Annotated in this window: 26 protein-coding genes; 14 read left to right on the top strand and 12 right to left on the bottom strand. The window is 61.7% G+C overall.

What is annotated here, in order from left to right; all coding sequences use genetic code 11:
* Positions 1-44: 44 nt before the first annotated feature.
* A complete protein-coding gene (locus NKJ37_RS08775) occupies positions 45-830 on the bottom strand; it encodes an SDR family NAD(P)-dependent oxidoreductase (protein ID WP_127292248.1) in 786 nt (261 codons plus the stop codon).
* A 330-nt stretch (positions 831-1,160) separates the two neighbouring features.
* Between NKJ37_RS08775 and NKJ37_RS08770 the strand changes: the two genes are divergently transcribed.
* From NKJ37_RS08770 to NKJ37_RS08735, 8 genes are all read left to right on the top strand, one after another.
* On the top strand, positions 1,161-1,427 hold the full coding sequence (locus tag NKJ37_RS08770; protein ID WP_023809464.1) for a hypothetical protein: 267 nt from the start codon (positions 1,161-1,163) through the stop codon (positions 1,425-1,427).
* Complete coding sequence (locus NKJ37_RS08765; RefSeq protein WP_127255009.1) at positions 1,424-1,642, top strand: hypothetical protein; 219 nt, start codon at positions 1,424-1,426, stop codon at positions 1,640-1,642. Before NKJ37_RS08770 ends, NKJ37_RS08765 begins: the two co-directional genes overlap by 4 nt.
* Positions 1,643-1,646: 4 nt before the next feature.
* Positions 1,647-1,865, top strand: a complete 219-nt coding sequence (locus tag NKJ37_RS08760) for a hypothetical protein (RefSeq protein ID WP_352441966.1) — start codon at positions 1,647-1,649, stop codon at positions 1,863-1,865.
* An 84-nt stretch (positions 1,866-1,949) separates the two neighbouring features.
* Positions 1,950-2,180 (top strand): hypothetical protein, encoded by a 231-nt coding sequence (locus NKJ37_RS08755; RefSeq protein ID WP_031212583.1) that lies wholly within the window; start codon positions 1,950-1,952, stop codon positions 2,178-2,180.
* A gap of 157 nt (positions 2,181-2,337) precedes the next feature.
* Positions 2,338-2,793 carry a hypothetical protein gene (locus NKJ37_RS08750; RefSeq protein WP_352551570.1) on the top strand — a complete coding sequence of 152 codons (456 nt, stop codon included), beginning with the start codon at positions 2,338-2,340 and terminating at the stop codon, positions 2,791-2,793.
* On the top strand, positions 2,790-4,010 hold the full coding sequence (locus NKJ37_RS08745) for an NRAMP family divalent metal transporter (RefSeq protein WP_023809459.1): 1,221 nt from the start codon (positions 2,790-2,792) through the stop codon (positions 4,008-4,010). Before NKJ37_RS08750 ends, NKJ37_RS08745 begins: the two co-directional genes overlap by 4 nt.
* Positions 4,010-4,369: a hypothetical protein gene (locus tag NKJ37_RS08740; RefSeq protein WP_352773670.1), complete on the top strand. Its 360-nt coding sequence runs from the start codon at positions 4,010-4,012 to the stop codon at positions 4,367-4,369. The genes NKJ37_RS08745 and NKJ37_RS08740 overlap by 1 nt, the downstream gene beginning before the upstream one ends.
* A 2-nt stretch (positions 4,370-4,371) precedes the next feature.
* Positions 4,372-4,704, top strand: coding sequence for a hypothetical protein (locus tag NKJ37_RS08735; protein ID WP_352551568.1), 333 nt, complete (start codon positions 4,372-4,374; stop codon positions 4,702-4,704).
* A gap of 31 nt (positions 4,705-4,735) precedes the next feature.
* On the opposite strand, the gene NKJ37_RS08730 is transcribed toward NKJ37_RS08735, so the two are convergent.
* The 3 genes from NKJ37_RS08730 to NKJ37_RS08720 all read right to left on the bottom strand — a co-directional run bounded on the left by NKJ37_RS08730 (position 4,736) and on the right by NKJ37_RS08720 (position 6,919).
* Complete coding sequence (locus NKJ37_RS08730) at positions 4,736-5,062, bottom strand: hypothetical protein (RefSeq protein ID WP_023809457.1); 327 nt, start codon at positions 5,060-5,062, stop codon at positions 4,736-4,738.
* A gap of 352 nt (positions 5,063-5,414) precedes the next feature.
* Positions 5,415-6,263, bottom strand: a complete 849-nt coding sequence (locus NKJ37_RS08725) for a GNAT family N-acetyltransferase (protein WP_352773667.1) — start codon at positions 6,261-6,263, stop codon at positions 5,415-5,417.
* 137 nt (positions 6,264-6,400) lie between these two features.
* Entirely contained in the window at positions 6,401-6,919 is a 519-nt protein-coding gene (locus NKJ37_RS08720) for a YciE/YciF ferroxidase family protein (protein WP_013530428.1), read from the bottom strand.
* Positions 6,920-7,357: 438 nt separating this feature from the next.
* Between NKJ37_RS08720 and NKJ37_RS08715 the strand changes: the two genes are divergently transcribed.
* A complete protein-coding gene (locus NKJ37_RS08715; protein WP_352773665.1) occupies positions 7,358-8,920 on the top strand; it encodes a GMC family oxidoreductase in 1,563 nt (520 codons plus the stop codon).
* A gap of 67 nt (positions 8,921-8,987) precedes the next feature.
* Here the strand turns inward: NKJ37_RS08715 and NKJ37_RS08710 are convergent, their stop codons facing one another.
* The 8 genes from NKJ37_RS08710 to NKJ37_RS08675 all read right to left on the bottom strand — a co-directional run bounded on the left by NKJ37_RS08710 (position 8,988) and on the right by NKJ37_RS08675 (position 19,206).
* Complete coding sequence (locus NKJ37_RS08710; protein WP_352773662.1) at positions 8,988-10,514, bottom strand: aldehyde dehydrogenase family protein; 1,527 nt, start codon at positions 10,512-10,514, stop codon at positions 8,988-8,990.
* Complete coding sequence (locus tag NKJ37_RS08705) at positions 10,514-11,320, bottom strand: creatininase family protein (protein WP_352773659.1); 807 nt, start codon at positions 11,318-11,320, stop codon at positions 10,514-10,516. The genes NKJ37_RS08710 and NKJ37_RS08705 overlap by 1 nt, the downstream gene beginning before the upstream one ends.
* On the bottom strand, positions 11,317-12,291 hold the full coding sequence (locus NKJ37_RS08700) for an ABC transporter permease (protein WP_352773656.1): 975 nt from the start codon (positions 12,289-12,291) through the stop codon (positions 11,317-11,319). Before NKJ37_RS08700 ends, NKJ37_RS08705 begins: the two co-directional genes overlap by 4 nt.
* 10 nt (positions 12,292-12,301) lie before the next feature.
* Positions 12,302-13,324 carry a Gfo/Idh/MocA family protein gene (locus tag NKJ37_RS08695; RefSeq protein ID WP_352773653.1) on the bottom strand — a complete coding sequence of 341 codons (1,023 nt, stop codon included), beginning with the start codon at positions 13,322-13,324 and terminating at the stop codon, positions 12,302-12,304.
* Between the two features lie 11 nt (positions 13,325-13,335).
* A complete protein-coding gene (locus NKJ37_RS08690; RefSeq protein ID WP_352773650.1) occupies positions 13,336-15,879 on the bottom strand; it encodes an ATP-binding cassette domain-containing protein in 2,544 nt (847 codons plus the stop codon).
* Positions 15,880-15,995: 116 nt separating this feature from the next.
* Positions 15,996-17,015 carry a sugar ABC transporter substrate-binding protein gene (locus NKJ37_RS08685; protein ID WP_352773647.1) on the bottom strand — a complete coding sequence of 340 codons (1,020 nt, stop codon included), beginning with the start codon at positions 17,013-17,015 and terminating at the stop codon, positions 15,996-15,998.
* Between the two features lie 159 nt (positions 17,016-17,174).
* A complete protein-coding gene (locus NKJ37_RS08680) occupies positions 17,175-18,113 on the bottom strand; it encodes a threonine ammonia-lyase (RefSeq protein ID WP_352631312.1) in 939 nt (312 codons plus the stop codon).
* Positions 18,103-19,206, bottom strand: a complete 1,104-nt coding sequence (locus NKJ37_RS08675) for a succinylglutamate desuccinylase/aspartoacylase family protein (protein ID WP_352441978.1) — start codon at positions 19,204-19,206, stop codon at positions 18,103-18,105. Before NKJ37_RS08675 ends, NKJ37_RS08680 begins: the two co-directional genes overlap by 11 nt.
* 95 nt (positions 19,207-19,301) lie before the next feature.
* Between NKJ37_RS08675 and NKJ37_RS08670 the strand changes: the two genes are divergently transcribed.
* The 5 genes from NKJ37_RS08670 (at position 19,302) to NKJ37_RS08650 (ending at position 24,913) form a co-directional block, all read left to right on the top strand.
* Entirely contained in the window at positions 19,302-20,087 is a 786-nt protein-coding gene (locus NKJ37_RS08670; RefSeq protein ID WP_352441979.1) for an IclR family transcriptional regulator, read from the top strand.
* Between the two features lie 129 nt (positions 20,088-20,216).
* Entirely contained in the window at positions 20,217-20,966 is a 750-nt protein-coding gene (locus NKJ37_RS08665; RefSeq protein WP_352610905.1) for a GntR family transcriptional regulator, read from the top strand.
* A gap of 131 nt (positions 20,967-21,097) precedes the next feature.
* Entirely contained in the window at positions 21,098-22,612 is a 1,515-nt protein-coding gene (locus NKJ37_RS08660; protein WP_502901985.1) for a putative N-acetylmannosamine-6-phosphate 2-epimerase, read from the top strand.
* A gap of 82 nt (positions 22,613-22,694) precedes the next feature.
* Positions 22,695-23,990 carry an ABC transporter substrate-binding protein gene (locus NKJ37_RS08655; protein ID WP_352610902.1) on the top strand — a complete coding sequence of 432 codons (1,296 nt, stop codon included), beginning with the start codon at positions 22,695-22,697 and terminating at the stop codon, positions 23,988-23,990.
* Positions 23,991-24,046: 56 nt separating this feature from the next.
* Positions 24,047-24,913, top strand: a complete 867-nt coding sequence (locus NKJ37_RS08650) for a carbohydrate ABC transporter permease (RefSeq protein WP_023809441.1) — start codon at positions 24,047-24,049, stop codon at positions 24,911-24,913.

Below are 24,913 nucleotides of genomic sequence, written 5' to 3'. Positions count from 1 at the left end.
GAAGAGTCTGCCCGACATTTTGGTTCTGGCGTGAAGGCTGAAGGTCAGCCTTTGGAGGCAGAACCCGGCTCGGCCATCTTGCGGTGCTGTTCGGCCAGCGTGCCTGCCGGCGTCACATGTGCCGCGGCGACCTGCAGCTTGTTCTTCCAGCCGCTGATGACTTGTTCCTCACCGTCCATCATCGCCTCGTAGCCGGCCTCGGCCACATCGGCGGGATTGTCCTTCTCATCGGTGCCGACCTTGGTATCCATCATTTCGGCGCGTTCGAAGAACCGCGTCTGCGTTGCCCCGGGCATCAGCACGGTGACTGTGACTCCTGTGGCCTGCAACTCATGACGCAGTGCGATCGAGAAGGAATCGATGAAAGCCTTGGTGCCGTTGTAGACCGCCTGGAAAGTGCCCGGCATGAAACCAGCGATCGATCCTGTGAAGAGAATGCGGCCTCGGCCGCGGCGTGCCATCCTGGCTCCGAGTTGATGCGCGAGATAGACTGTCCCGGTGATGTTGGTGTCGATGATGCGGCGTACTTTTTTCCAATCCTGATCGACGAAACCACGGCCGAGCCCACGTCCGGCATTCAGGAACAACAGGTCGACATCGCGATCGCCGATCCCGGCGATCAAACGATCGACACCCTCCTCGGTCGCCAGATCGGCCTCGATGGCTTCGACAGTCACACCATGCGAACCGAGCGCCTCAGCTGCCTGCTGGATCGCGGGCTCGTCGGCGGCTAGGATCAGGTGGTAGCCGTCCTTGGCGCACAGTTTGGCGAGTTCCTTCCCAATGCCGCTCGAGGCGCCCGTCACCACGGCCAATTTTTCATTCGTCATCTCGTCCTCCGAGCTTCGCTTCGGCCGAACTACTGTCGGGACGGATTGTTCCGTACGGAGAGGTTGAATGCGTGGCCGTATGCAGGCCGTGACAAGGATTTGTTCTTGAGTTCAATGAACACGCGGCGTGGAGAGGTGGAACAACTCAGGTCCGGGCGAGTTCGATATCATGCAGCATCGTTGCTCCCCTTGTTTGATGCTGCACGATCGGGTCCCCTCAGCCTGATCCGCTCGCGCTTTCTATCGGAAAGCGCGAGCATCTAATCACCTCGACAATCATGTTTTGGAACAACAAACCCGTTCGGCAGTTCGGGGCGCAGGAGGAATAAAATGCAATACGCCGAAGAAATCGCGCTCAGGCGCGTGAAAATGCTGGTCGAACAATATGTTGTCGCCAGGAGCAGGAGATATGATTTCGTCTCGACGGAACTTGCCTGCAAGGCCATTCGCCAAGTCGTACGAAGTCCGATCGAAGACGCCGAACTGGACCATTTGCTGGCTAGAAGCGCGGTCAAACAGGGGCTTTCGGTGCGGTTCGACCGAATAGGTCATTGGCAGGCGGCTTCGCCCGAACTCAGCCAGGAGAAATCGGCATGAGAGCAGTGCTATTGATGTCAGCGGCATTACTCGCCTTGGCGGGGTGCAACGACAATGCCGATCCGGCCAAGTCCAAGACGGACACTACGAACAGCCAGCCGGTGGACAAGAATCCCACGACGGACACCAACCCGACGCCGCAGACCAGCACCGGCGGCGACCAGCAAGGTACGCAGCCAACGCAGCCCGCATCTCCAAAGCCAAGTGGCGGCTAGGCCTATGGAGCGACGCAACGCAATAATCTCGCTGGTGATAGCGGCGGTCATCATTGTCGGTTTCATCGTCGGCTTTTTCTACGTTGACATGGGCTGGCAGACCTCCCCGCTGAAACGTGCGCCGGAGCAGAACCAGGGCGGCAATGCCCCGGCGGACACCGCCCCGGCTGCGGGCGTCCAGAAAAATCCCAGGGAAAACACGGAAATGCCGGGGCAACAGTGATCGACGGCCGGCAGCAACAGGAGAGGGCGACCTCGCGGTGACCCTGCCGAACTGAGTTCAATACAGCACCGATCTGGAGTGTGGATGATGGGCATCCTTTCCGACCTCGACAAGAAGCTGACGGACAATATGTACGAGCATGGCAGCGAATTCACCGATGCGGTTTCGGATCTGCCGGAAGCAGTCGTGGAAGCGGTCGAACGGCTGATGTTTTTCATCCAGCCCGACGCGCGCGATACAGTCAGAACTCAGGTTCTCGGCCTCATTCACGAATACAGAATCCAAGACGCGCCGAACGGGGATCGCCCCGCCTGACCTTCAGCTTACGCTGATGCGGCAATTGAAACCGATCGGGACCTGGCTCGCCGCCTCGTGCTCCGGATCGGCGGGCGCGGTCGTTGACGGACCCGACGAGTGCTCTAGATCAGATTTACGCCGGCCACGGTTTTGTTGGGTCGGGGGAGACTATTCGGTGGCGCACCAAACGCCTGATTTGATCGTTAGACGCCGCTATCTCAGGCACGACTGCCTGTGCTTGCTGTTGCTGATGTTGTCGGCATGCTCATCTTCCGATCAGATCGAGCAGCAATCACGAACAGCGGCCTCCGCATCGCAGACCGTGTTGATGGCGCTGGACGCCTGGGCGGCAGGGGCGGCGCCGACCGCATACACGGTGGGTACGCTGCAATCGATCGGCGAGACGCTTACCGACGCCGGGGCGCAAATCCGGTCCGCGCAAACCAGTGAACCCGCCGAGCAAGCTTCACTGACAAAGGCAGTCTACGATTTGTCGGTCGCGGTGGCGCGTGCAGAGGCCGGATTGCAGGCGGGCGACCGGCCGGAAGTCCAAGACGCGCAACAGGATCTACGGCTGGCGTCGCGTTCGCTCGCTACCGCCTACGCCAAGTATTTCGCGCCGAAGCCATGAAGAAGCTCATGGAAATATCCCTCGGCGTCGTCACCAGCGTCGGCGGCTTCCTCGAAGTCGGGTCCATGGCGACGGCGGCGCAGGCAGGCGCGATGTTTGGCTTCCAGTTGATCTGGGCGGTGGTGCTAGGCACCATCTGCATCATCTTCCTTGTCGAAATGTCCGGCCGGTTCGCGGCCGTGAGCCATCACACGATCTCCGACGGCATCCGCGAGAGATTCGGCTTCAACGTCTTTCTATGGCCGTTGCTGGCCGCCCTGCTGGTCAATTTCCTGGTGCTGTCCGCCGAGATCGGCGGCGTCGCCATTGCGCTCGAATTTGCCACCGGCATAGGCTTCCAGTGGTGGGCACTGCCGGTGGCTTTGCTGGCGTGGCTGCTGCTTTGGAAAGGCACCTTCGGCTTCATCGAGAAGGGCGTATCTATTCTCGGTCTGGTGACGCTGTGTTTCGTCGTCGGAGCGGTGATGCTGAGACCCGATTGGACGGCAGTCGCAAGGGGCGCCGTGCCTTCGCTGCCGGTCCACGATGCCGCCAATTACTGGTTCATGGCGGTGAGCATTCTCGGCGCCTCGATATCGCCCTACCTCTTCATGTTCTATTCCTCGGGGGCCATCGAGGACCGGTGGGACAAAAGCTATCTCGGAGCCAATCGGGCCATAGCGGGGTTGGGCATGACTTTCGGGGGGACCATCTCGATCGGCGTGTTGATCGTGGCCGCTCTCGTGCTCGCCACGCATGGCGTCACCCAGGTGGACGACTATCACCAATTGCCGTTGATGCTGATATCCATATTCGGCTTCTGGGGCTTCGTGCTGTTTGTTGCCTCCCTCGCCATTGCCTGCTTCGGCGCCGCACTAGAGGTCGGGTTGCAACAGGCCTATCTTGTGGCCCAGGGTTTCGGCTGGAATTGGGGCGAGGATCGCAAGCCGCGCGACGATCCGGGTTTCAGCGCCACCTACACGATATCATTGCTTTTGGCGGCTATTCCCATCGCGCTTGGTCTCGATCCGCTGAGGCTCACCATCTTTTCCATGGCGCTGACGGCAGCCAGCCTGCCGCTGACGGTCGTTCCTTTCCTGTTTCTGCTGAACGACAAACGTTATGTCGGCGAGCATCGCAATGGCTTTTTGTCGAATGCCGCCGTCATCTTCATCATCGCGCTTGGCTTCGTACTGGCGGTGGTGACCATCCCGCTGCAGATATTCGGGGGCACATGATGAAGTTGCTGCGTGATCTCCTCGACAAGCAGGTGGTCGACCGCGAGCAGATCAAGATCGGCAAGGTCGACGGGCTGGTGGCGGAGTTGCGGCCTGGCAAGCCGCCTCGGATCATTGCCATCGAGCTCGGCTCCATCACCCTGGCACGTCGCCTCGGCGCACGGCCTGGGCGCTGGATGGCGCGGCTCGCGGTCAAGCTGGGTGGCAAGCAGCATGGCGAACCCCATCGGATCGCCTGGCACAAGGTGAAAGATATCGGCATCGATGTCGAGTTCGACATCGATGTGCGAGAAACGTCGATCTTCGCCTGGCAGGACTGGTTGCGCGACCATGTCATCGGGCGCATTCCGGGAGCTTGATAATGACCACGGTCAATCTCGAGCATCTGGCAGGGCGACGAGTACTCTCGCAGCGCGGCAAGAATGTCGGTTATATCGAGGAGATCCACGCCGAACGGGACGGTGACGATTTCCTCGTCACCGAATTCCATGTCGGGGTCTACGCTGCTTTCGAGCGTCTTTCGGCCTCGGCCATAGGCGTGGCGGTGCTGGATCTTTTCCGATTGCGCCGCCGCGACGGTCTATACCGCATCCCTTGGGACAAGCTCGACATCTCCGATCCCGCGCGACCGCGGCTGCTGTGCCCAATGACCGAACTCTCAGGCATGAAGGGCGCACCAGACCTCCATGAATAGGCCGTGGGGTGCTGCATCGTCGGGATCGTTCTCAGCGCAGCATGCTTGCCGCCAGGAAAACCACGGCTGCTATCAAAACGACAGCTGCAATCACCAAAACCGGCCAGTTGGCGCCAGGCCGCAGTTCCGGCTCGCCTTCGACCGGGCGCATGGCGTTGGCAAAGCTGGCATCGTTTTCGAATTCTGGACGATTGCGCGGCGGACTTGTCCCAGCGACCGGATTTTGTGTGTCCGCGGCCTCTGCGTCTGTCTCAAGCGGGGCAATGGCGGGATCGAACCCCGGCGTCTTGTCCTGCGTCGCTCCTGCCTGAACTTCGCCTCTGGCCGCGGCAGGGGTCGGACTTGAAACCTTGGCCATGATTTCTCCCTTTCAACCACGCCCTGGCAGACTTGCACTTGTGAGCGCGGCGAGAGCAAAGCTTGCGTGCGCCGGAGCGGCCTACCACGGTCGATTTGCTCGCCATGCGGTCCTCGTAGCGCACGCCAAACTTCTGCCGCCGCCGATTTGTTCCAAGCAGCAACACCCACGGCCTGAGTCGGTTCACACGAGGCTGTGGCGCTCAAGAATTTGGCTGTGGAGCATGGCGTCGCAAATTGGCGTTGGATCAGCCTTGGCAGATCATATGAACAGTCACTGCTCGCTGCGGGAAAATGAACCGACCCGTCGCTGCCTCGCGATTGAGGCCATGACGGCAGGTTCGCGATCAATTTCACAGCAGATCTTTCCGAAGGAAGATGCGGGCATGTCCAGGGATCCCGAATTCGACTTTGCCAAATTCCTCGAAACCATGGCGCATGTAGAATACCGGTGCCTGGAAACTGCTCGTCTCCACGACGGCCTTCTTACAGCCACGCCGGATGGCTTCTTCCTCGACAGTCCTGAGAAGTTGTGAGCCAAAGGATTGGCCACGCAACTGCTCAGGCAGGAAGAACATGTCGAGAAACAGGAGCCCGAGCTCCGTTCTGCCCCAAAGCCCGCCCCAGACTTTTCCTGAGTGGTCGCAAAGCTCCGCTCCGATGACAGCTCGGTCGTCGATCCCGGTCTGTGCGATGTTGTATTGATAGAGCGCTGCGGCGGCCCGCGCTCTATCATCCTCGCTATACGTCAAAGCGGTTGTAAATCTCTCGGATCGGAATGACATGCATTTTCCTCCTGGGTGGGCACAGGCATGAGACCCGCCGGCAACGTCGGTCACGGCCAAGATGAACTCGTTGCCAACGCCAAGAAATAAATCCGACAGCCATCTCAGGCGCCTTCGAACGCCGCGGGCTTTGTGGTCTTCACAAAATGTTACGTGAGGGAACGTTCGCGCCTGACTCTTCTTAGGCAATCGAGGCGGTTGTCGCCTCGTGGATTTTGAAGGAGAAGAAGAATGCCCAATCAAGGTGGTAGTCACGAACAGCATGTGAAGGCAGGCCAGCAGAGCCACAAGAACGCCGACAATAAAAACCGTCAGCAACAGCAGGCCGCTGGTGGTGGTCAACGGCAGCAGGGCGATGGATCCGGCATGCGTGGTGGAACCCACGAACAGCACGTGAAAGCTGGCGAACAAAGCCACAAGAACCGCTGATCGCGGTTGATTTCAGCAGACCCACCCCGAAGTATCGGGGTGGGTCTGATTGCATCTGAAGGGGTACCGACGAAGAGGCCGGGTCGCGAAGTCGCCCCGGCGGCTTTGGCGCCGGGCACAACCAGTCAGGCAGCTTGCTCCAGGGCGCGCTCATTGACACCGCCTTCGCCCAGCCCGGAAAGCGCTTCGTCCGTCGCGACCTCCTCTTTCAATGTCTCGTTGAGGAGCTTGACCACGTCGCTCTTGCCAAGCTGTTCAGCCCACGCGACCAACGTGCCATAGCGCGCGATTTCATAATGCTCGACGGCCTGTGCCGCGCCGACCAGCCCTGCATCCAGCGCCGGGTCACCCTTGTATTCGTCGAGAATTTCCGACCCTTCCTCAAGAATGCCGTCGATCGCCGGACAGGTCTTGCCGCGGGCCGGTTTGTCCATAAGTTCGAACACTTGCTCGAGCCGATCGACCTGGCCTTCGGTTTCCATGCGATGTTTCTCAAAGGCCGCGGCCACCTCCTCGGATTCGGCGCCCTTTGCCATCTTCGGCAAGGCTTTGAGTATCTTCTTTTCAGCGTAGTAAATGTCCTTCAGCCCATCGAGGAACAAAGCCTCCAGTCCCTTTGTCGTCGCTCTTTTTGCAGTCGCCATGATTTGTCTCCCTGGATTGTCGTGAAAGCTCACCGGCGGTGTAGCCATGGACTAACTTTCCATGGAAGCAGTTGTTCCCTGGGCGCGACTCGGAAGGGCAGCACGCCAAACACCGCTTTTGTCGAAAACCGATCGCTGTCAAAAGGCGATGGATGATGACGGTGTGAGAACCGCCGGCAGGGGACGGAGAGCACCGGGGTTCTTCGCGCGATATGGAGCAGATGGTGAAAAGAAACCCTTCCGATGGGTTCATATACAAAATCATATTTACATATAAAACAAATCATGATGATCTTGCAGTCGTGCAACGCGGCTAAGGTGGTTGGTTCCGGCGTACATCGCTGAGCCTGAATGCCAGCAGATGATCGTGCACAAATGAAATCAACATGATGTCGCGGGCGAGTCAGCCGTGCATTGATCGGATGTAGGGAGTGCGGCATGCCCTTTGATGTCATCGTTGTCGGAGCCGGCGCAGCCGGGGCTGTTCTTGCCGCCCGGCTAACCGAGGATGCAGCCACGAACGTGCTTTTGCTGGAAGCGGGGCCGGACTACCGGAGCGGCGAGCAACCTGCCGAGATGACGAGCCCAAATCCCTTCAACCTGCTGCTTCCCGATCATTTTCAGCAGCAATACATGTATCCCGACCTGATGGCTCGCCGCACGAAGCGGCAGGAGCATCGGGTCTACTGGCGCGGCAAGGGGCTTGGCGGTTCGACGGCCGTCAATGGGCAGATTGCCATTCGCGGCGTGCTCCATGCATTCGACCGCTGGGAGGAAATCGGATGCAAGGGCTGGTCGGGAGCGGATGTGCTGCCCTTCTTCTGCCGCCTGGAGGACGACCCGATCGCGGCCAATTTTCACGGCAGCGGCGGCCCGATTCCGATCTACCGCGCGCCTGTCGAAAGCTGGGGAAGCGTCGACAAGGCCATGCGCCAAAGCGCGATGGCTCTCGGCCATCCTTGGCATGACGATCTCAATGCTCCGGATGCCGAAGGGGCTTGCACCTATCCCATCAACAGTCGAGCCGGCAAGCGCGTGTCGGTCAATGACGGCTATCTGGAAGCGGCCCGCGACCGGCCGAACCTCACCATCATCGGGCAGGCGACAGTGGACAAGGTGCTTTTCGATGGCAGGAAAGCGATCGGCGTTTTGGCCATCGTGGCCGGTCAGGTTCGCAAATTCGAGGCGCCGCTGATCGTCCTCTCGGCCGGCGCCATCCACTCTCCGGTCATCCTGCAGCGCTCGGGCATCGGTCCGGCGGCTCTCTTGAATCGAAAGGACATCGAGGTGCTTGCCGACCTGCCGGTCGGCGAAGGTTTTTTCGACCATCCTTATTGCCGCATCGAACTGAAGCTGAAGCCGGAATTCAAGGCGACCGATGTCGACGCGCGGCATACCAACTGCTGTGTGCGGATGAGTTCGGGCGTGCCGGGCGCTGAGCGCGACGACATTCTCTACGTCGCCATGAACCATGGCGGTATCGGCGTGGAGTCCGACAGCGCCCAGTTCGGCGAGGCCATGGTCAATCTGATCCTGATGGAGGCCAAGAGCCGCGGCACCGTGCAACTGCGTTCCGCCAACCCTTTCGACCAGCCGATCGTGGAAGAGAACATGCTGGACGATCCAATGGATCTCCAGCGCATGCGTATCGCCTATCGCCACCTTGGCGAGATTGCCCGGCAGGCGCCGATCCAGGCGATCGCCGAGCGCGTCCTGCTGGGGGATTCCGATCTGCCTTTGTCATGGCTCGAAACGGCAAGCGACGAGGAGGTCGACAATTTCCTGCTGGCGCAGTCTTCCGATGCGCAGCATGGGATCGGAGGCTGTTGCATGGGAAGGCCCGGCGAGGCCGTGGTCGATCCGGAATGCCGGGTCTACGGTTTGGAAGGACTGCGGGTTATCGATGCGTCGATCATGCCGCTCGATTGCCAGGCAAACACCAATCTCACCTCGATCATGATTGGCGAGAAAATGGCCGACAGCCTGCGCCGGTCCACCTGACAGCTCTCTGCCGAACTGCATATGGTCGCGAGGGCAGGCCCGCGCAAAAAGGCGCGGGCCTTGAATGTCAGCGAGTGACATCCATGGTAATCGTCTTCAAGTCGCACATTTCCATCAGCGTGTGCCGACCCCCGGTGCGACCGAGGCCGCTCTGCGTCCCGGCGGCGCCGCCGGCAGGAATATGCGGCTCCCAATAGCAACTCATCTCGTTGATGTTGACGATGCCGACCCTCAGGCTTTCAGCAAAGGCAAAGGCGTTCTTGATGGTGCTGGTGAAGACCGCGGCCGACAGGCCGTAGGGGCTGGACGCCGCAAGTTCCATCGCCTCCTCGTCGGTCTCGAAGGTCAGCACGGGTGCAATCGGCCCGAAGGATTCCTCGACATTGAGCAGGCTTTCCCGGGTCAGTCCTGTGACGATCGACGGCTCGAAATAGAGATTGGTGGCAAAGCCCGCCGCCACATTGCCGCCGGTGACGATCTCGGCGCCACGTGAGCGGGCGTCCGCAATGTGGCTGAGCACCTTGTCGACGGCCACCGCATTGTTGATCGGCCCCATCGTCGTCGCGGGATCGAAAGGGTCGCCCATTTTCACCTTCGCGGCCGCTTTCACGAGACCTTCGATGAAACGGTCATGGACGGATTTATGCACCAGCACGCGTTCGGTGGCCGTGCAGATCTGCCCGGCATTGGCAAAGCAGCCGGCCCCGACCTGGGCGGCAGCCATGTCGATATCGGCATCGGCCAGCACGATGGTCGGACCGTTGCCGCCCATTTCGAGCAGAAGCGGCTTGCCCGCGCCACGCCGGGCGATCGTCGCGCCGGTGGCGGAACTGCCGGTGAAGCCGATGGCATGGGTGCCCGGATGAACGACCGCCTCGTCGCCCACCTCCGCACCGTCACCCAGAACGAGATTGATGGCGCCGTCCGGCAGGCCCGCCTCGATGAAGCATTCGACAAGTGCAGTGGCAATCAGCGACGTCGTCGGCGCGGGCACCCAGACGACGGTGTTGCCCGTTGCGACGGCCGGTCCGAGATAGTAGAGGCAGGGCAGGGCGAGCGGGAAATTCCAGGGTGTGATGATGGCAAAGACGCCCTTCGGCTGCAGGAAGCTGAAGGCGCGCTTGTTGGCATCGGCAAGCGGAAACGCCGCCGTCTCCAGCCACTTCATCTGTTCTGCCGCATTGCGGAAGCCGAGAGCCGCCGCCGACGCTTCGGCCTTTGCCTCGCTGTGGAACGGCTTACCCTGTTCCAGGCAGAGCAGGCGCGCAAGCTCCTCGGCGCGCCTGTCGATCGCGTCGGCAATGCGCATGCATAGTTGAGCGCGCGCGAAGGTTCCCATCTTGCGCATGGCCTCGCGTGCGCCTTCGGCGGCTTTCACCGCGCGACTGACATCGCCTCGGGTGGAAAGGGAGAGATAGCCGAGATGCTCGCCCGTCGAAGGACTGTCGATTTTCAGGAATTTGCCGGAGCTGCCCGCAATCCACTCACCGCCGATGCGGTTGATGCCGATGCGGGCGGTTGCTTCCGGCTCCGAGACGATCGCCATGCCGCGCAGGTTGGGGCCTTCGAGAGAAGATTTGAAATGGACTGTCATCATGCGTTCCTTTGGCCGAATTCGGATTGGATGTTCAAAATGGCGGCGCGGCTGCGCTCCACGGCTGCGATGAAAAGTCTGCAGCCGGCCTCCGCGCTCGCCTCCGATGGCGTACCGACGACGCCGTTGTCGCGGATGGCTTCGAAACGGCGCCAGACGGCGACGGCCGGCGCCGCGTAAAGGTGAGGATCCGGCCAGGATGGCGGGGTGCCTCCTGGCGGGATGAGATCGCGGCGAACGCCGTCGCCAAGCACATGCATCATCAACGAGGTTTCAAGCGCGCAAGCGTGACCGGTGCCCGTGGCGGCATCGGGCAGGGCCTCCGCCGCCACGTCGGCGATGAGATCGAAATACGAGAAACCCGCGGTGACGATGCCACGCTGGCCAAGGGTGGTGATCGCCACCTGGATGGCGGCGCGGTTTCCGCCATGGCCGTTCAGCATGACCGGCAGGAAGCCGTCTTCGGCAAGGCAGGTGCAGAGATCGACGAGCACGGCGATGAAGGTCCGCGGACTGAGGCTCATCGTGCCGGAGAAGGAGCGATGATGCTCGGACGAGCCATAGGCGAAAGGTTCGGCGACACGCATGGAAGCCTGTCCTTCCGCCGCGGCGAGAGCGACTGCTTCCGCAAGCCAGCAATCGACGCCGAGAGGCAGATGCGGGCCATGTTGCTCGACAGCGCCGAGCGGCAGAATGACGACGGGTTTATGCACGCCGGCTGTCGCGTGTCTTTCCGTATCCGGCGAGGTCATCAGCGCAAAGCTGGACCTGGGCGGGATCGGCAAGGCCGGAACTGGCTCGCTCATCGTGCTGCCTCGACAAGCCGCGCCTTGGCGTAGGTCATGCCGGAATCGGCCAGGAGAGCGACCATGATGATTGCACCCTTGTAGAGTTCGAGGCTGGAAGGATCCGTGCCGAACACCCGAAGCGCAGTTGTCAGCAGACTGACGATCAGGGCGCCGACGACCGCCCCCCACACCGTTCCCCGTCCGCCGAAGATACTGGTGCCTCCAAGCACGGCAGCGGCGATCGCGTCCAGAAGCAGCGAGGTACCGCCGATATTCGGCGTCACGACAGGCACCCGGCTGATCATGATCACGGCCGTCAGGAAGACGAAGATGCTGGAGGCGCAATAGACGAGGATCGTGTGTTTCGTCACCGGGATGCCGGCAAGTTCCGCGGCTCCGGCATCCGACCCGAGCGCATAGGTACGCAGCCCGAAACGGCTGTGCCGCATCAGGATTGCTGCTACGGCAACGATCAGGAGCGTTGCGAAGATGACATTGGGAATGCCAAAGCTGCGCTCAATGCCGACCGCGCGAAGCGTCGGATCCTTCAGCATCAGGACGCCTTTGGAGGCAACGGCAAGCGTTGCGCCCTGCAGCGCGACCATTGTGGCCAGTGTCGTCACGAAGGGCGGTATTTTCAACAGTGCGATAACGGCGCCGTTCGCGAGGCCGATCACCACCATCACGGCAAAGCCGACAAGCAGGGCAAGCGGCAGGCCGGCGCCGCCGTCGATCAGGCTGGCGATGAAGACGGCGCAGAAGGCGACGCCGACGCCGGCGGACAGGTCGATGCCCGCCGTCAGCAGAACGATCAGAGCCCCAAGCGCCAGGATGGCGATCGGGGTCGCCTGGGCGACGATGTTGATCAGGCTGGCGGTTGAAACGATGCGGGCGTCGATGAGCGCGAAGATCGCCAGCAGGATGACCAGCAGGATCAACGGCGAGAGGTCGAGAAAGCGCCTGCACCAGATGTTCTGTTGGCGGTTCATGAGGATCCTCTCATCGAATGTGCCAATCTTCGACCGGTTCGCGCAGGCCTGATTTGACGCTGCGCAGGATGGCATCATTGACGGCGACGGCGCGCAGGGCGTCGCCGACCGGCATCACGAAAGGGGTGTCGTCGCGAACCGCCGAAATGAAATGGTGGACCTCCTCGAAGAGATCCCCGGTGATACGGCCATTGACGGTCGGCCAGTGCAGGGCGTCGGGTTGCGACCACTGTCCACGCGACAGGATGCGTAGACCGTGGTCGCGCACGTCGAGGTCGATCATGCCTTCCGTGCCGATGATTTCCGTGCGTGCCCAGATGCCGGTCGGAACGGTCGGTGGCAGCGTCCAGCCGAAGTAGAGCTGTCCGCTCATTCCGTTCGACAGTTCGACGGTGGAGAAGATCGCGTCTTCGGATCGAACTCCGAGCGAAGGCATGAGCTTGGCGACCGGGCGGGAGTAGACGGCGATGATGTCCGAACCTGAGATCCATTGCAGCGCATCCACGTCGTGCACGCCGAGGTAGAAGCAGACGCTCGAGTTTCCGTTCATGCGAAGACCGACTTCGCGATTGGTGAAACGGCCGCTGCTGCCGTGGATCGGCTCGCCGATCCGCCCGGATTTCACCGCTGCCGCGGCCTCGCAATAGCGCGGGTCGAACCGCAGGATGTGGCCGACCAACAGGCGCGCGCCGTTTCTCTCCGCCGCTCTAGCAATCGCCTTGGCAGCGGAAAGATCGTGAGCCATCGGTTTTTCGAGCAGCACCGGCTTGCCGGCATCGAGCAGCGTGCGGCAGACGTCTTCATGCAGCGTGTCGGGTGCCGCCACGATATAGGCGTCGGCGGCATTGGCGGCCAGCGCTGTGGCGGCATCGCGGAAATGCCGGGCACCGAAATCGGACGCGGCCTTGCTCCCCGTGGCAGCATTCGGATCAAGGAATGCCGACAGTTCCGCGACAGGGCTCGCGGCAACCACCTGCGCATGCAGGAGACCCATGTAGCCGGCACCGACGATGGCGATTTTCAGCTTGCTCAAAGGGTCTCTCCTTACAGGCATGGTGCAAGGTTGGATGCTGGCCGGGGTGCGCAAGCTGGTGGTGTGATCGTGCGATCACCGAAGGCCAGCGTCATCACGTCTTCTTCCGTCGCCCCACGAGCCAGCGTGCCGACAGAGTGGCCTTCGCGCATGACGACGATGCGGTCGGCAACGCCGAGAACCTCGGGCAACTCGCTCGACACCATGAGGATCGCCGCGCCCTCGGCCTTCAATCTTGCGATCAGGTGATGGAGTTCGGATTTTGCGCCGACGTCGACGCCGCGTGTCGGCTCGTCGAGCAGGATGATCTTCGGCTTGGTGGCAAGCCATTTGCCGATGACGACCTTCTGCTGATTGCCGCCCGAAAGCTCGATGGTCATCTTGTCGGGCTGGGCCGGCCGCACGCCCAGTGAGCCGATGAGATCGCGCGCGAGTGCCAGGATGCGGCGAGGTCTCAGCAGGCCGAAGTGACTGTTGTCGCGAATCCAGGCGAGGGACAGATTGTCCCTGATCGACATCGTGCCGACGAAGCCTTCCAGATGCCGGTCTTCGGGTATGTAGACGATGCCGGCGCGATTGGCGGCCTTGGTGTCGCCGCCGGTCTGCTGCCCGCCGAAAATTCTAAGCGTGCCGCCATCCATGGTCTCGAGGCCGGCAATCAGCCTGAGCACCTCGGAGCGGCCGCTTCCCATCAGGCCGGCGAGCGCGACGATTTCGCCCCTGCACACGCTGAGCGTGGCCGACTTCAAGAGCTTGCCATCGGAGATGTTGCTGATCTCGATCGCGGTTTCGCCGACTTGCGCTTCGAGATAGGGGAAGATGTCGCCGACATCGCGCCCGACCATCATGGAGACGATCTCGGCCTCGTTGGTCTGGCGGGTCTGGCGCTCGCCGATGAAGCGTCCGTCACGCAGAACGACGACGCGGTCGCACTGGCTGAAGATCTCTTCCATCTTGTGCGAGATGTAGAGGATGCCGGCGCCGCGAGCTCTCAGCCTGTCGATCAGGTCGTAGAGTTGGTCGCGCTCGCGGTTGGAGAGCGCGCTGGTCGGCTCGTCCATGATGAAGAACCAGGCATCGGACAGAACGGCACGGGCAATTTCCACCATCTGCCGGTGCCCGACGGAAAGCGTTCGCAGCTCCGCGCCAATGTCGATATCGAGCGACAGCTCGTCCATGATGGATTTCGCATCGCGCCGCATCCGGGCCCGGTCGAGAAATCCCAGGCGGGTATGCGGTTCGCGGCCGATGAAGAGATTCTCCGCCACCGTCAGGTCCGGCGAAAGGCTGAAATGCTGATGGATGACGCTGATGCCCTTGGCGTCGCTGGGGGAGTGGAACTGGACGGCGTTGCCGTCGATGACGATCTCACCCTCGTCCGGACGATGCAGACCGGAAATGCACTTCACCAGCGTCGATTTTCCGGCCCCGTTCTCGCCGGCAAGTCCTACCACCTCGCCGGCCGAGACGGCAAAGCTGACACCGTCGAGTGCCTTGACGCCCGGAAAAGACTTGCCAAGCCCGCGCAAGGCGATGCTGTGTTTGCCGACCGGTGTTGCGGCGGTGTTGCGGGGCGACGGGGTGGACTTGCGGCCACTGGTTTTGAACAGGGCGGCGACACTCTCCGGCTGGCTGGTGAGAACGGCCACCAGAATGAGGCTCGCGGTCACGAAGTAGATCAGGATCTGTGGTACCTGCAGGAAGGACAGGCCGGTGTTGATGACGCCCAGCAGCAGCGCCCCGATCGCCGTTCCCCAGATGGAGCCCTGGCCGCCGGACAGTTTCGTGCCGCCGATGATGGCGGCTGTGATGGCTGTAAATTCAAGCCCGGTGCCGGCAAGCGGCTGTGCCGAACCAAGGCGGCCGATGGTGAGGATCGCGCCCAGCCCGGCCGTTGCGCCGGCAATCAGGTAGACGGAGATGCGCACGAGGTCGACGGGAACCAGTGAGGCCCGCGCTGCTCCCGCATTGCCGCCGACCGCATAGATCCAGCGCCCGTACACCGTGCGATTGAGCACGAACCACCAGAGGCCCAGGCAGATGGCGGCGATGATGACGGAGACCGGCAGAAGGCCGATCGTCTCGCGTCCCGCGAAAAGCAGGACCGGATCGGCGACCGCGATGCTCGATGCGCCGGAGAGACTGAGCGCCAGGCCGCGCGCAAACGCCATGGTGGCGAGCGTTGCGATGAATGGGGAGATGCCGGCAAAGCCGATCAGCGCTCCATTGAGCAGACCGATTGCGGCACCGCCACCGATCGCGGCGAGAAGGCTCAAGCTCGCCGAGCCGGTTGCCGTGTAGGCAAGGCCCGCGGCGATGCCGGAACAGGCAAGATTGCTGCCGACGGAAATATCAATGCCGCGCGCTATGATCACGGCCGTCATGGCAAAAGAGATGAGGGCGATGACCGCACTCTGCTGCGCGATACTGACAAGATTGCCGGTCGACAGAAAACGCGGATCGATCCAGCCGAAGACGGCGATGGCGACCAGCAGCACCGCGATGAGAACCGGTTCGTTGCGCCGCAGTAACGGAGAGGTCCAGGACTGGAACATGGGTCGGTCCTCTTATCGAGCATCATGCGCGGTCACCACGGAAGCGGCGACGGCGATCGTCAGGAAAAGGGGACGCCGGATGATATGTCATCCGGCGCTTGAGCCGCTTTAGGCTGTTACTTTGCCAGGGTCATGGCGGTCGCCGGAACCTTGGGACCGAGTTGCTCGGTATAGTTCTTGGCTTCCACCGCCTCCTTGTCGGTGTTGATGTATTCGAAGGTGAGGCGATCCGCCTTGAGCTTTGCCGCCGTCGCATCCGAGGTCACGAAATAGGTCGGCATGTAGAGATCCTGCGGCAGCTTTTCGCCGTTGGCCAGGCGAGCGGCAACGGCGATGTTCCAGTAGCCGACACGATAGGCGCCGGTCAGCACGTCCATCACCATCTTGCCGTCGTCGATCAGCGGCTTCATCTCGGCGTCGCCGTCATAGCCGCCGTAGAGCAGCTGGGTTCCCATCGAGCTGGCAACGGAATCGGCGGCCAGGCAAAGGCTGTCGGAGATGCAGCCGATGGCCTTCAGATCCGGATAGGTGGTGAGCCAGGTCTGGGCGGCATTGGTTGCCTTGGCTGCGTCCCAGCCGGTCGGCTCGATGCCGACAACCTTGATATCCGGAAACTCCTTTTTCAGGGTTTCGACAAAGCCTTTTTCGCGCGTGTCGGACACGAAGTTGCCACGCGAACCGACGAGCAGGGCGACTTCGCCCTTGCCGCCAAGCGACTTGCCGAGCGCGCGGGCAACCATCGACATGTTGTCGTAGTCCGGATAGAGCGTCGAATAGTTCGAGCCGGCCTCGACCTTGTTGCCCATGGTGATCACCGGAATGCCGGCGGCGGTGGCTTTCTGGATGACCGGAATGACCGCGTTCTTGTCGATCGGATCGATCAGGATCGCGCTGACGCCCTGATTGATGAAATTCTCGATGATGCTGACCTGTTTTTCCAGACTGCCCTCGGCGCTCTGCCAGGTGGATTTCACCCCATAGTCGGCGGCAGCCACGTCGCCCGCTTCCTTCATGCGGACAAAGAAGGAATTCTGCAGGTCGATTGCCGCAAGCCCAAGAACCTTTTCCGCGGCAAGCGAGGGCGTCGCGATGGCGAGTGCGAGCAGGGCAATGGATGCTTTCAAGGAAAGGCGCATGTTTCAGTTCTCCTCTTGTTGCGACAGGGCGATTCTTCGCCTCTTTTTCATGTCCCGCACGACGACCGTCCCAGCGACAGGCATTCCGGCGGTATTCCGCGGCACTCGTGCCATATCCATGTCAGGGCCGCGCCCTGCGTGGACCGGCCTTGCTCGACCTCAGCCATTCAGGCCCTCGACACCGGCGCCGCAGACAAGTCCGGCGATGCGGGCGCCGCGCGGTGGCTTGAAAGCTCCGCTCGTCAACGCGGCCAGCGATGCCGCGCCGCTGAGGTCGGCGGCGATGCCGAATTCGAACCAGAGCAATTCAGCGGCCTTCTGCATGTCCGCATCCTCGACAAGGACGATATCGTCGACGTGCTTGGCGACGATCGCGTAGATGCTTTCATCCGTGCGGCCGCAGGCCATGGTCGCCACCTTCGTCGTTATCTCGGGCAAGCGAACGACACGGCCGGCAGCCAGGGAGGCGTGAAGGGTCGGTGAACCGGTCGGCTCGACACCGATGATCCTGGCTTCAGGTTTGACGTGCTTCAGGACTTCGGACATGCCACTGATAAGGCCGCCACCGCCGATCGCGACGATGTAGATGTCGGCATCGGGAATCTGTTCGACCATCTCCAGCGCCACGGTTCCCTGACCGGACACGATCTGCGCATCGGCGAATGGATGCATGTAGAAGGCGCCGCGCGCCTTTGCCTCGGCCGATGCCGCCTCATGCGCTTCATCCCAGACATTGCCTTCGAAGCGAACGTCAGCGCCCCATTTGCGCAGCTTTTCCGCCTTCAGCGGGCTTGCATTGTTCGGCAGGTAAATGGTGGCGGGAACGCCGGCCCGGGCAGCCACACAGGCGGTGGCCAGGCCATGATTGCCGCCGGATGCGGCGACCAGTCCGTTTTCGATCCGGCTCGGCTCGAGCGTCTTCACCCGGTTCGTGGCGCCCCGGATCTTGAAGGAGCCGCTCACCTGGAGGCACTCGAGTTTCAGATAGACATCATTTTGAAGGTTTGCGCCCGCGGCATGGTCGAGCTTGACGACCGGGGTGCGCCGTATGAAGGGGGCAATGCGCCGGGCAGCCGCAATGATGTCCTCATGGCTCATCGGTCAGTGCCTCCGGATATTCGTTGGCAAGCACGAAGCAGCAATTCCCCGGACGCACGCGGCCGGGCTGACGCTTGGCGAAAACGATGCCGTCGATGGGGTGAAGGAGATCGATGGGCGCGCGGGACGGTGTGTGGAGGAAGTGAATGCGTCCGGCAAGGTCGCCTTTGCTGACGGCACTGCCGAGCGGGCTCAAGGGCTCGAAGACACCGTCCTCCTCGGAAAGCAGATAGCCTTCGCTTCCGGGCACCTTGAGCACGCGTGCGTTGGCGCCAGGGGCAATGTCAGGCGCACCCTTCAGGACGCCTGCATGTTTCAGCACATTGCGGATGCCCCTGCGGCAGATGGCCAGCGCATCTGGACTGACAAGGCCGCCGCCGGCCATCTCACTGCCGATGACGATCAGCCCCTGGTGGTTGGCGGACGCGGTCGAGGTCCGGGTTTCACCGAGATTGTCGACCATGACAACGGTCGGCGCCCCGAAGGCGAGCGTCGCCCTGATGTTCTTGCGATGCCCTTGCGCGGTCGGGGATGGCTCGATGATCGCGCTCGGCAGGATCATCAGGGACGAACCGCCGGAATGGAGATCCAGGAAGTAGTCGGCCATCGGAAACAGGATGTCATGCACGTAAGCCGCGATCTGGCTTGTCAGCGTGCCGTTGAAATCGCCCGGAAAACTGCGGTTGAAATTCAACCCGTCGACCGGGGAGGTGCGGGTGCCGGCCTCGACAGCCCGAATGTTGATGGCCGGAATCGCAATGATGCGACCGGCAATATCCCGTGGATCGATCTCGCGCAGAAGCTCGCCGAGCGCGATCGGCCCTTCATATTCATCGCCGTGGTTGCCGCCCTCGATCAGGACCGTCGGACCGTCTCCGTTCTTGATGACGGCGAGCGGAACCCGGACCGTGCCCCAGGCATCGTCGTGCGGCGATTGGGGCACATGGAAGAAGCCGATCTGCTTGCCCTCGCGATCGAAATCGACCGACGTGTAAACACTGTTGTTCCGGGGAGTGATGGTCGCGCGGACAGTGTTTGCAAGTCTCGGTACGGTCATCGGGTCGGCCTCGAAATTCATTGTCCCGGCCATCATGTCAGTTTTATATATGGTGTCAAGTTTGGATATGAAACCAATGGCAATTCCGATTTCTTGTCTCTATCGTGCGCGGACCACCGGGGATTCTTCGAATGTCAGATGACGCAAAAGAGAGTGGCAAACCGACCTATTCGGCCCCGGCGCTGAGCAAGGGCCTGGATGTCCTGGAGCTGCTGGCGGAGGCGCGGGCGCCCTTGACGATGAAGGAGATCGCGGAAGGCCTCGGCCGTTCGAAGAATGAGATATTCCGGATGCTGATCGCGCTGCAGGAACGTCAATACATCGAGCGCAACGCCGAGACCGACGCCTATTCGTTGACCGACAAGCTTTTCAAGCTGGGGCTGCACACGCCGAGCGCTCAGGATCTCATGTCCGCCGCCATGCCCGAACTGACGCGGATTGCGGGGAACTCAAATCAGTCGCCGCACCTGGTCGTCTTCAATCACGGCTTGACCGTCGTAACCGCGGCCGTTCCCGGGGGCGAGGACATGGCGTTCACGCTTCGCCTTGGATACGGTCGTCTGGCCACCGACGCGACCTCCGGCCATGTGATACTTGCCTTCCAGCCGCCAAAGGTCGCGGCGCGGATGATCGATGAAAGTGAGGCGCACTCCCCGGCGCCGCTGGATCGTGACGCGCTGGAAAAGCAGCTTCGGATCATCCGCGCGGACGGCTACTGGATGCGCGAAAGCCGCGACTTCGTCGGCATCACCGATATCTGCTGTCCGGTCATCGGACCGGACGGCAGCGCCGTCGCCTCCATTATCGTCGCCTATATCAATCGCCATACGCGTGAAAGCCGCCATGCCTTTACTCTGGAGGTCCTGCGCGCGGCCTGCGATCGCATCTCCATGAAGTTGTCACCGCGGGTTCGCTGAGGGATCGTGGTGGGCCGGGGGCGCGGACGAAGCACCGTCCGCTGGCCGTTTGCACCGGATTGGTAATACCAGTATAGGTCCAGTCAGGAATGTTCCGATCCAGGGTGCTTCTCGCGCGGAGGAAAGGCAATGACAACCGTGAACCTGATCGGGCTTGTCAGTCGGGAAATGGAAGCGACAGCGTCCGATGTGCCGCTTTACAGGCGGTTGAAATCGGCGATCGAGGCAGCGATCCGCTCCAATGCATTGAAGGCCGGCGCGGTTCTGCCAGGCGAGCGGGTTCTGGCGGAAGCCCTGTCGATCTCGCGAGTCACTGTGAGAAAGGCCCTGGCGCTGCTCGAAGAGGAAGGGCAGCTCAATCGCCGGCACGGTTCCAAAACCGAGATCGGGTCGCGGGTCGAGAAATCGCTTTCGACGCTGACGAGCTTTTCGGAGGACATTCTGGCGCGCGGCCTGAAGCCTGGATGTCTATGGCTTTCCAAGCAGATAAGCCGCCCATCCCCAGCCGAAATGATGGCCTTGGGTATTGCAGGCAATACCAATGTAGTTCGCATGCGTCGTGTGAGGACGGCCGATGGCGCGCCGATTGCCGTCGAAGTCTCGGCCGTGCCGGTTCGCTTCCTTCCTTCGCCCGAGATGGTTCAGGATTCGCTTTATGAAGCGCTTGATGCACGCGGCTTCCTGCCTCAGAGGGCAATCCAGCGCATGCGCTCGCGCGGCGCATCGCTAGAGGATGCAAGACACCTTCATTGCGAGATGGGCGCACCGCTGCTGATGACCGAGCGCCGCTGCTTTCTCGCCGACGGACAAATCGTGGAATACTGCGAGACACGATACAAGGGCGACGTCTACGATTTCGTCTTCGAGCTGCAAAGGTAATACCAGTTATGAACTGGTTGTAATCTGGTATTTTCCATTTATCGTGATGGCGACAAGGGAGTGCCGACGTGCAGCGGGAAGACATCACCAACAGTCTCATCGTGTCCTGCCAGCCGGTTCCCGGCGGCCCGATGGATAGTGCGCAATTCGTGACAGGCTTTGCCAAGGCCGCTGTTGAAGCCGGAGCCAAGGCCCTGCGCATCGAATCCGTGCCCTATGTCGCGGCCGCCCGCCTGGCCGTGCGCGTGCCGATCATCGGTATCGTCAAGCGCGATCTCACCGACAGCCCCGTGCGCATCACACCCTATCTGGCCGATGTCGAGGCCCTGGCCGAGGCGGGCGCCGATATCATCGCTTTCGATGCGACGGACCGTGTCCGTCCCGTTCCTGTCGAAGCGCTTGTGAAAGCCGTCAAGGCCAGGAACAAGCTGACCATGGCCGATTGCTCTTGCCTTGACGATGCGCGCCGGGCCCTTGCCGCGGGTGTCGATTTCGTCGGCACGACGCTTTCCGGCTATGTCGGCGGGCCGGAGCCGGAGGATCCGGACATCGCCCTCGTCGCTCAAATGCGAACCCTGACCCCCTACGTCATCGCCGAAGGGCGTATCCGGTCGCCTGAGCAGGCGGCTGCCGCCGCGCGCGCCGGCGCCAGTGCCGTGGTTGTCGGCTCGGCGATCACCCGTACCGAGCACGTCACCTCGTGGTTCCACCAGGCGATTTCCGACGCCTATGCGGCGAGAGGCGCGCAAACCCCCCTAGGCACAAGTGTCCTGGGCCCAACCGTCCGGGGCTCAACCGTTCTGGGCCCATCCGTCCTGGGCATCGACATCGGGGGAACCAAGACCATGGCCGCGCTGGTCGGCGGCGGCACGGTGATCGATGACAAGATCGTGCCGACCGCGCGCGAGGCTGGACCCGACGCCTGGCTTGCATCCTTGGCGCAAAGTACGTCGGCCTGGTCCGGCCGCTTCAGTCGTATCGGCATTGCGGTGACCGGATTGGTAGAGGATGGACGCTGGTCGGCGTTGAATCCGGCGACGCTTGGCATTCCCGATGACTACCCGCTGGTCGAAAGGGCATCCGCGGTTTTCGGCAAGCCGGTCCGTGCGTTCAACGATGCCCAGGCAGCTGCCTGGGGCGAATACAAATTCGGCGCCGGGCAAGGTCGCGACATCGTCTTTCTGACCATCTCGACCGGAATTGGCGGCGGCATCGTTTGCAACGGCCGATTGCTGTCCGGTCTTGCCGGTCACTTCGGTCTGATCCGTGGTCTGTCTGAAGACCGGGCTCCGCTCGAAGACGGCACCTCCGGTCGCTGGATCGCTTCGCAAGCCCTCAAGGCCGGCTTCAAGGCCGATGCCGCCGATGTGTTCGGGCGTGCGCTGAAGGGCGAGGCCTGGGCCGGCGCCATCGTCTCGCAGAGCGCCTCGCGGGTCGCGACGCTGTGCCGGGACATTCAGATGATGTTCGATCCCAAATTGATCGTCATCGGCGGCAGCATCGGTCTTGCAGAAGGCTATCTCGACCGGGTGCGCGCACATCTGAGCGAGGTCCCGCCGCGCCTTTCCCCCGATCTCGTAGCGGCGAAGCTCGGAGGCCACGCCGGCGTCATCGGTGTTGCCGATCTTGCCGAATGGGCAAGGTAACGGCGCGCCCGATCATGTCATGCAAAAATCATCAAAAAAGAAGGGAACGATCATGAAATTGAGCAGGACGTCTTTTGCGCTTATGGCCACCCTCCTTGCGGGGACGGCTTTGCCGACCTCTGCCAACGCAACCGTGACCGTGCTCGGCTGGCCTGGCGGCTCCGAGGAAACCGCACTGCGGGCAACCGTGGAAACCTACAACAAGCAGGCCAGTGATGCCGACAAGGTGGAGTTGCTGTTCTTCAACCGCGAAGGCTTTTACGACAAGCTGCAGGCCGACATGGCGGCCGGATCCAGTGCCTTCGACGTGAACCTCGTCGCCACCTACTCGCTCGGTCGCTACGCGCCCTATATGGAGCCGATCGATCTTGGCGCGGACGCGGCCAAGGTTTTCGGCGAATCCGTTCTCAAGACGATGCAGTTCGACGGCAAGCAATACGGCGTGCCGACAGACCTTTCGTTGCACTTCATGTACTACCGCAAGGATCTCATCGACGCCTTGATCAGGGATGACGCCGCCAGGAAGACCTATGGTGAAATCGCCCAGACGTATCTCGGCAAGCCGCTGCAGCCGAAAGACCCGGACAGCTGGACCTGGGACGACTGGGGGGCCACCGCCCTCTATTTCACCAAGCGGGTGAACCCCGACAGCCCGGTGCGTTATGGCACGGTCCTGCAGATGAAGAACCTGCTGTTCAACATGATGGTCTTCCAGTCCCTGCCGCGCTCCTACGGCGGCGACTGGATGGACAAGGACGGCAATGTCACGGTGGATTCCGATGCCTACAAGGCCGGCCTTGAGCTCTACAAGAAACTCTATGATGCCGGGTCTTCGCCCAAGGATTCGCTGAGCTACGAATATGCGGAAACCAACGCCGCCTTCGCATCCGGCCAGGCCGCAACGGCGCTGCAGTGGAATGCCGCGGCGTCGGATCTGACCAGCACCGAAAAATCCCCGGCCGTCGCCGAGGTGACCGGGATCGTCGCGCCGCCGACAGGTCCCGACGGACGCGCCGATCATATTCACGGCCTTGGTTTGGGCCTCAACAAGAACGCCACGAACAAGGAAGGCGCCGTCAAGTTCCTGAAGTGGCTCGCCACCGAGGAGGCGGCCTTGCTCTATGCGCGCAGCGGCGGTTCGCCGGCATTGTCTCCCGATGTCGTCGGCAAGATTGCGAAGGAACGTCCCGACCTCGTCAAGCTCGGCGAATTCGCCAGCAAGTACGGCTATGTCATGACCGGGGCGACGTCCGCGAATGCGCTTCCGGTCTATGAGCTGCAGGCAAAGGAGTTCACTGGCTACTGGTCCGGCCAGCAGAGCCTCGAGGATGCGCTCGCCCACACCAAGGTGGGCATGCAGGACCTTCTGAAGAAATAAATTATTGGCTGGACGCCGGGCCGAGGCCCGGTATCCGGCGCGTTTGGCGGATCGACATGGCCCTTGTGACACGTGCCGAAGGCAGGAAGTATCTGACGCCGCTGGTCGGCTTCCTGCTTCTGTTTCTCGGCTTTCCGGCGATCGTCAATCTGATCTATTCCGTTTCGACCGTCACATTCGAGACGTTGCGCAGTCCGGTGTTGAGCGGTTTCGGTAACTATGTCGCGGTGTTGAACGACCGCGAATTCTGGAGCTCGGCCTGGTTCTCTCTGCGCTTCGGTATTCTTACCGCATCGGCGGAATGTCTGATCGGCCTTTTCCTTGCCATCTTCCTGGCGCCGCTTCTGAGCAAGCGTCCAGTCCTGATGGCGCCGTTGATGCTGCCGCTGATGGTCGCGCCGGCCATGGTCGGTCTCATGTACCGGCTGGTGCTGCATGAATTCGCGGGCCCCGTCCCCTACTATCTCTTCGAATGGTTCGGCGACAGCCCGGCCTTCCTCGACATCGACAATGCCTTCCGCACCCTTGTCGTCGTGGAGACGCTGCAATGGACGCCTTTCGCCTTCCTGCTCTTCTACATGGCCTATTCGGCCATACCGCTCGACGTGCGCGAAGCCTCCTCGCTCGATGGCGCATCACCGTTTGAGATCGTCCGCTGGATCGACCTGCCGTTGATGAAGCCGACGCTGGTCATCGCGTTTTTCATCCGTTTCATCGACGGTTTCAGGGTGTTCGACAATGTCTACGCACTGACCGGCAGTGGCGCTGGCGGTTCAACGACGTCCTTGTCGATCTACATCTATCAGGCTTTCTTCAAGGAAGGGGCTATCGGCAAGGCGGTCGCCGCCTCGGTTGTGCTGTTCCTGGCTTCGTTCATCGTTCTCCACGGCCTTAACCGGCTTGCCGGCCGCAGGAAGCTTTGA

The sequence above is a fragment of the Mesorhizobium sp. M0140 genome, assembly GCF_040322475.1.
GTDB lineage: Bacteria > Pseudomonadota > Alphaproteobacteria > Rhizobiales > Rhizobiaceae > Mesorhizobium.
This window is presented reverse-complemented; position numbering and strand designations above follow the sequence as displayed.

What these genes read in the sequence shown, in the direction of transcription:
- NKJ37_RS08670 (WP_352441979.1), top strand. Translation starts at nt 19,302, where the DNA reads ATGTCAGATGACGCAAAAGAGAGTGGCAAACCGACCTATTCGGCCCCG.
- NKJ37_RS08735 (WP_352551568.1), top strand. Translation starts at nt 4,372, where the DNA reads ATGACCACGGTCAATCTCGAGCATCTGGCAGGGCGACGAGTACTCTCG.
- NKJ37_RS08715 (WP_352773665.1), top strand. Translation starts at nt 7,358, where the DNA reads ATGCCCTTTGATGTCATCGTTGTCGGAGCCGGCGCAGCCGGGGCTGTT.
- NKJ37_RS08705 (WP_352773659.1), bottom strand. Translation starts at nt 11,320, where the DNA reads ATGAGCGAGCCAGTTCCGGCCTTGCCGATCCCGCCCAGGTCCAGCTTT.
- NKJ37_RS08765 (WP_127255009.1), top strand. Translation starts at nt 1,424, where the DNA reads ATGAGAGCAGTGCTATTGATGTCAGCGGCATTACTCGCCTTGGCGGGG.
- NKJ37_RS08775 (WP_127292248.1), bottom strand. Translation starts at nt 830, where the DNA reads ATGACGAATGAAAAATTGGCCGTGGTGACGGGCGCCTCGAGCGGCATT.
- NKJ37_RS08740 (WP_352773670.1), top strand. Translation starts at nt 4,010, where the DNA reads ATGAAGTTGCTGCGTGATCTCCTCGACAAGCAGGTGGTCGACCGCGAG.
- NKJ37_RS08675 (WP_352441978.1), bottom strand. Translation starts at nt 19,206, where the DNA reads ATGATGGCCGGGACAATGAATTTCGAGGCCGACCCGATGACCGTACCG.
- NKJ37_RS08685 (WP_352773647.1), bottom strand. Translation starts at nt 17,015, where the DNA reads ATGCGCCTTTCCTTGAAAGCATCCATTGCCCTGCTCGCACTCGCCATC.
- NKJ37_RS08710 (WP_352773662.1), bottom strand. Translation starts at nt 10,514, where the DNA reads ATGACAGTCCATTTCAAATCTTCTCTCGAAGGCCCCAACCTGCGCGGC.
- NKJ37_RS08770 (WP_023809464.1), top strand. Translation starts at nt 1,161, where the DNA reads ATGCAATACGCCGAAGAAATCGCGCTCAGGCGCGTGAAAATGCTGGTC.
- NKJ37_RS08745 (WP_023809459.1), top strand. Translation starts at nt 2,790, where the DNA reads ATGAAGAAGCTCATGGAAATATCCCTCGGCGTCGTCACCAGCGTCGGC.
- NKJ37_RS08655 (WP_352610902.1), top strand. Translation starts at nt 22,695, where the DNA reads ATGGCCACCCTCCTTGCGGGGACGGCTTTGCCGACCTCTGCCAACGCA.
- NKJ37_RS08760 (WP_352441966.1), top strand. Translation starts at nt 1,647, where the DNA reads ATGGAGCGACGCAACGCAATAATCTCGCTGGTGATAGCGGCGGTCATC.
- NKJ37_RS08690 (WP_352773650.1), bottom strand. Translation starts at nt 15,879, where the DNA reads ATGTTCCAGTCCTGGACCTCTCCGTTACTGCGGCGCAACGAACCGGTT.
- NKJ37_RS08650 (WP_023809441.1), top strand. Translation starts at nt 24,047, where the DNA reads ATGGCCCTTGTGACACGTGCCGAAGGCAGGAAGTATCTGACGCCGCTG.
- NKJ37_RS08730 (WP_023809457.1), bottom strand. Translation starts at nt 5,062, where the DNA reads ATGGCCAAGGTTTCAAGTCCGACCCCTGCCGCGGCCAGAGGCGAAGTT.
- NKJ37_RS08720 (WP_013530428.1), bottom strand. Translation starts at nt 6,919, where the DNA reads ATGGCGACTGCAAAAAGAGCGACGACAAAGGGACTGGAGGCTTTGTTC.
- NKJ37_RS08680 (WP_352631312.1), bottom strand. Translation starts at nt 18,113, where the DNA reads ATGAGCCATGAGGACATCATTGCGGCTGCCCGGCGCATTGCCCCCTTC.
- NKJ37_RS08755 (WP_031212583.1), top strand. Translation starts at nt 1,950, where the DNA reads ATGATGGGCATCCTTTCCGACCTCGACAAGAAGCTGACGGACAATATG.
- NKJ37_RS08700 (WP_352773656.1), bottom strand. Translation starts at nt 12,291, where the DNA reads ATGAACCGCCAACAGAACATCTGGTGCAGGCGCTTTCTCGACCTCTCG.
- NKJ37_RS08665 (WP_352610905.1), top strand. Translation starts at nt 20,217, where the DNA reads ATGACAACCGTGAACCTGATCGGGCTTGTCAGTCGGGAAATGGAAGCG.
- NKJ37_RS08660 (WP_502901985.1), top strand. Translation starts at nt 21,098, where the DNA reads ATGGATAGTGCGCAATTCGTGACAGGCTTTGCCAAGGCCGCTGTTGAA.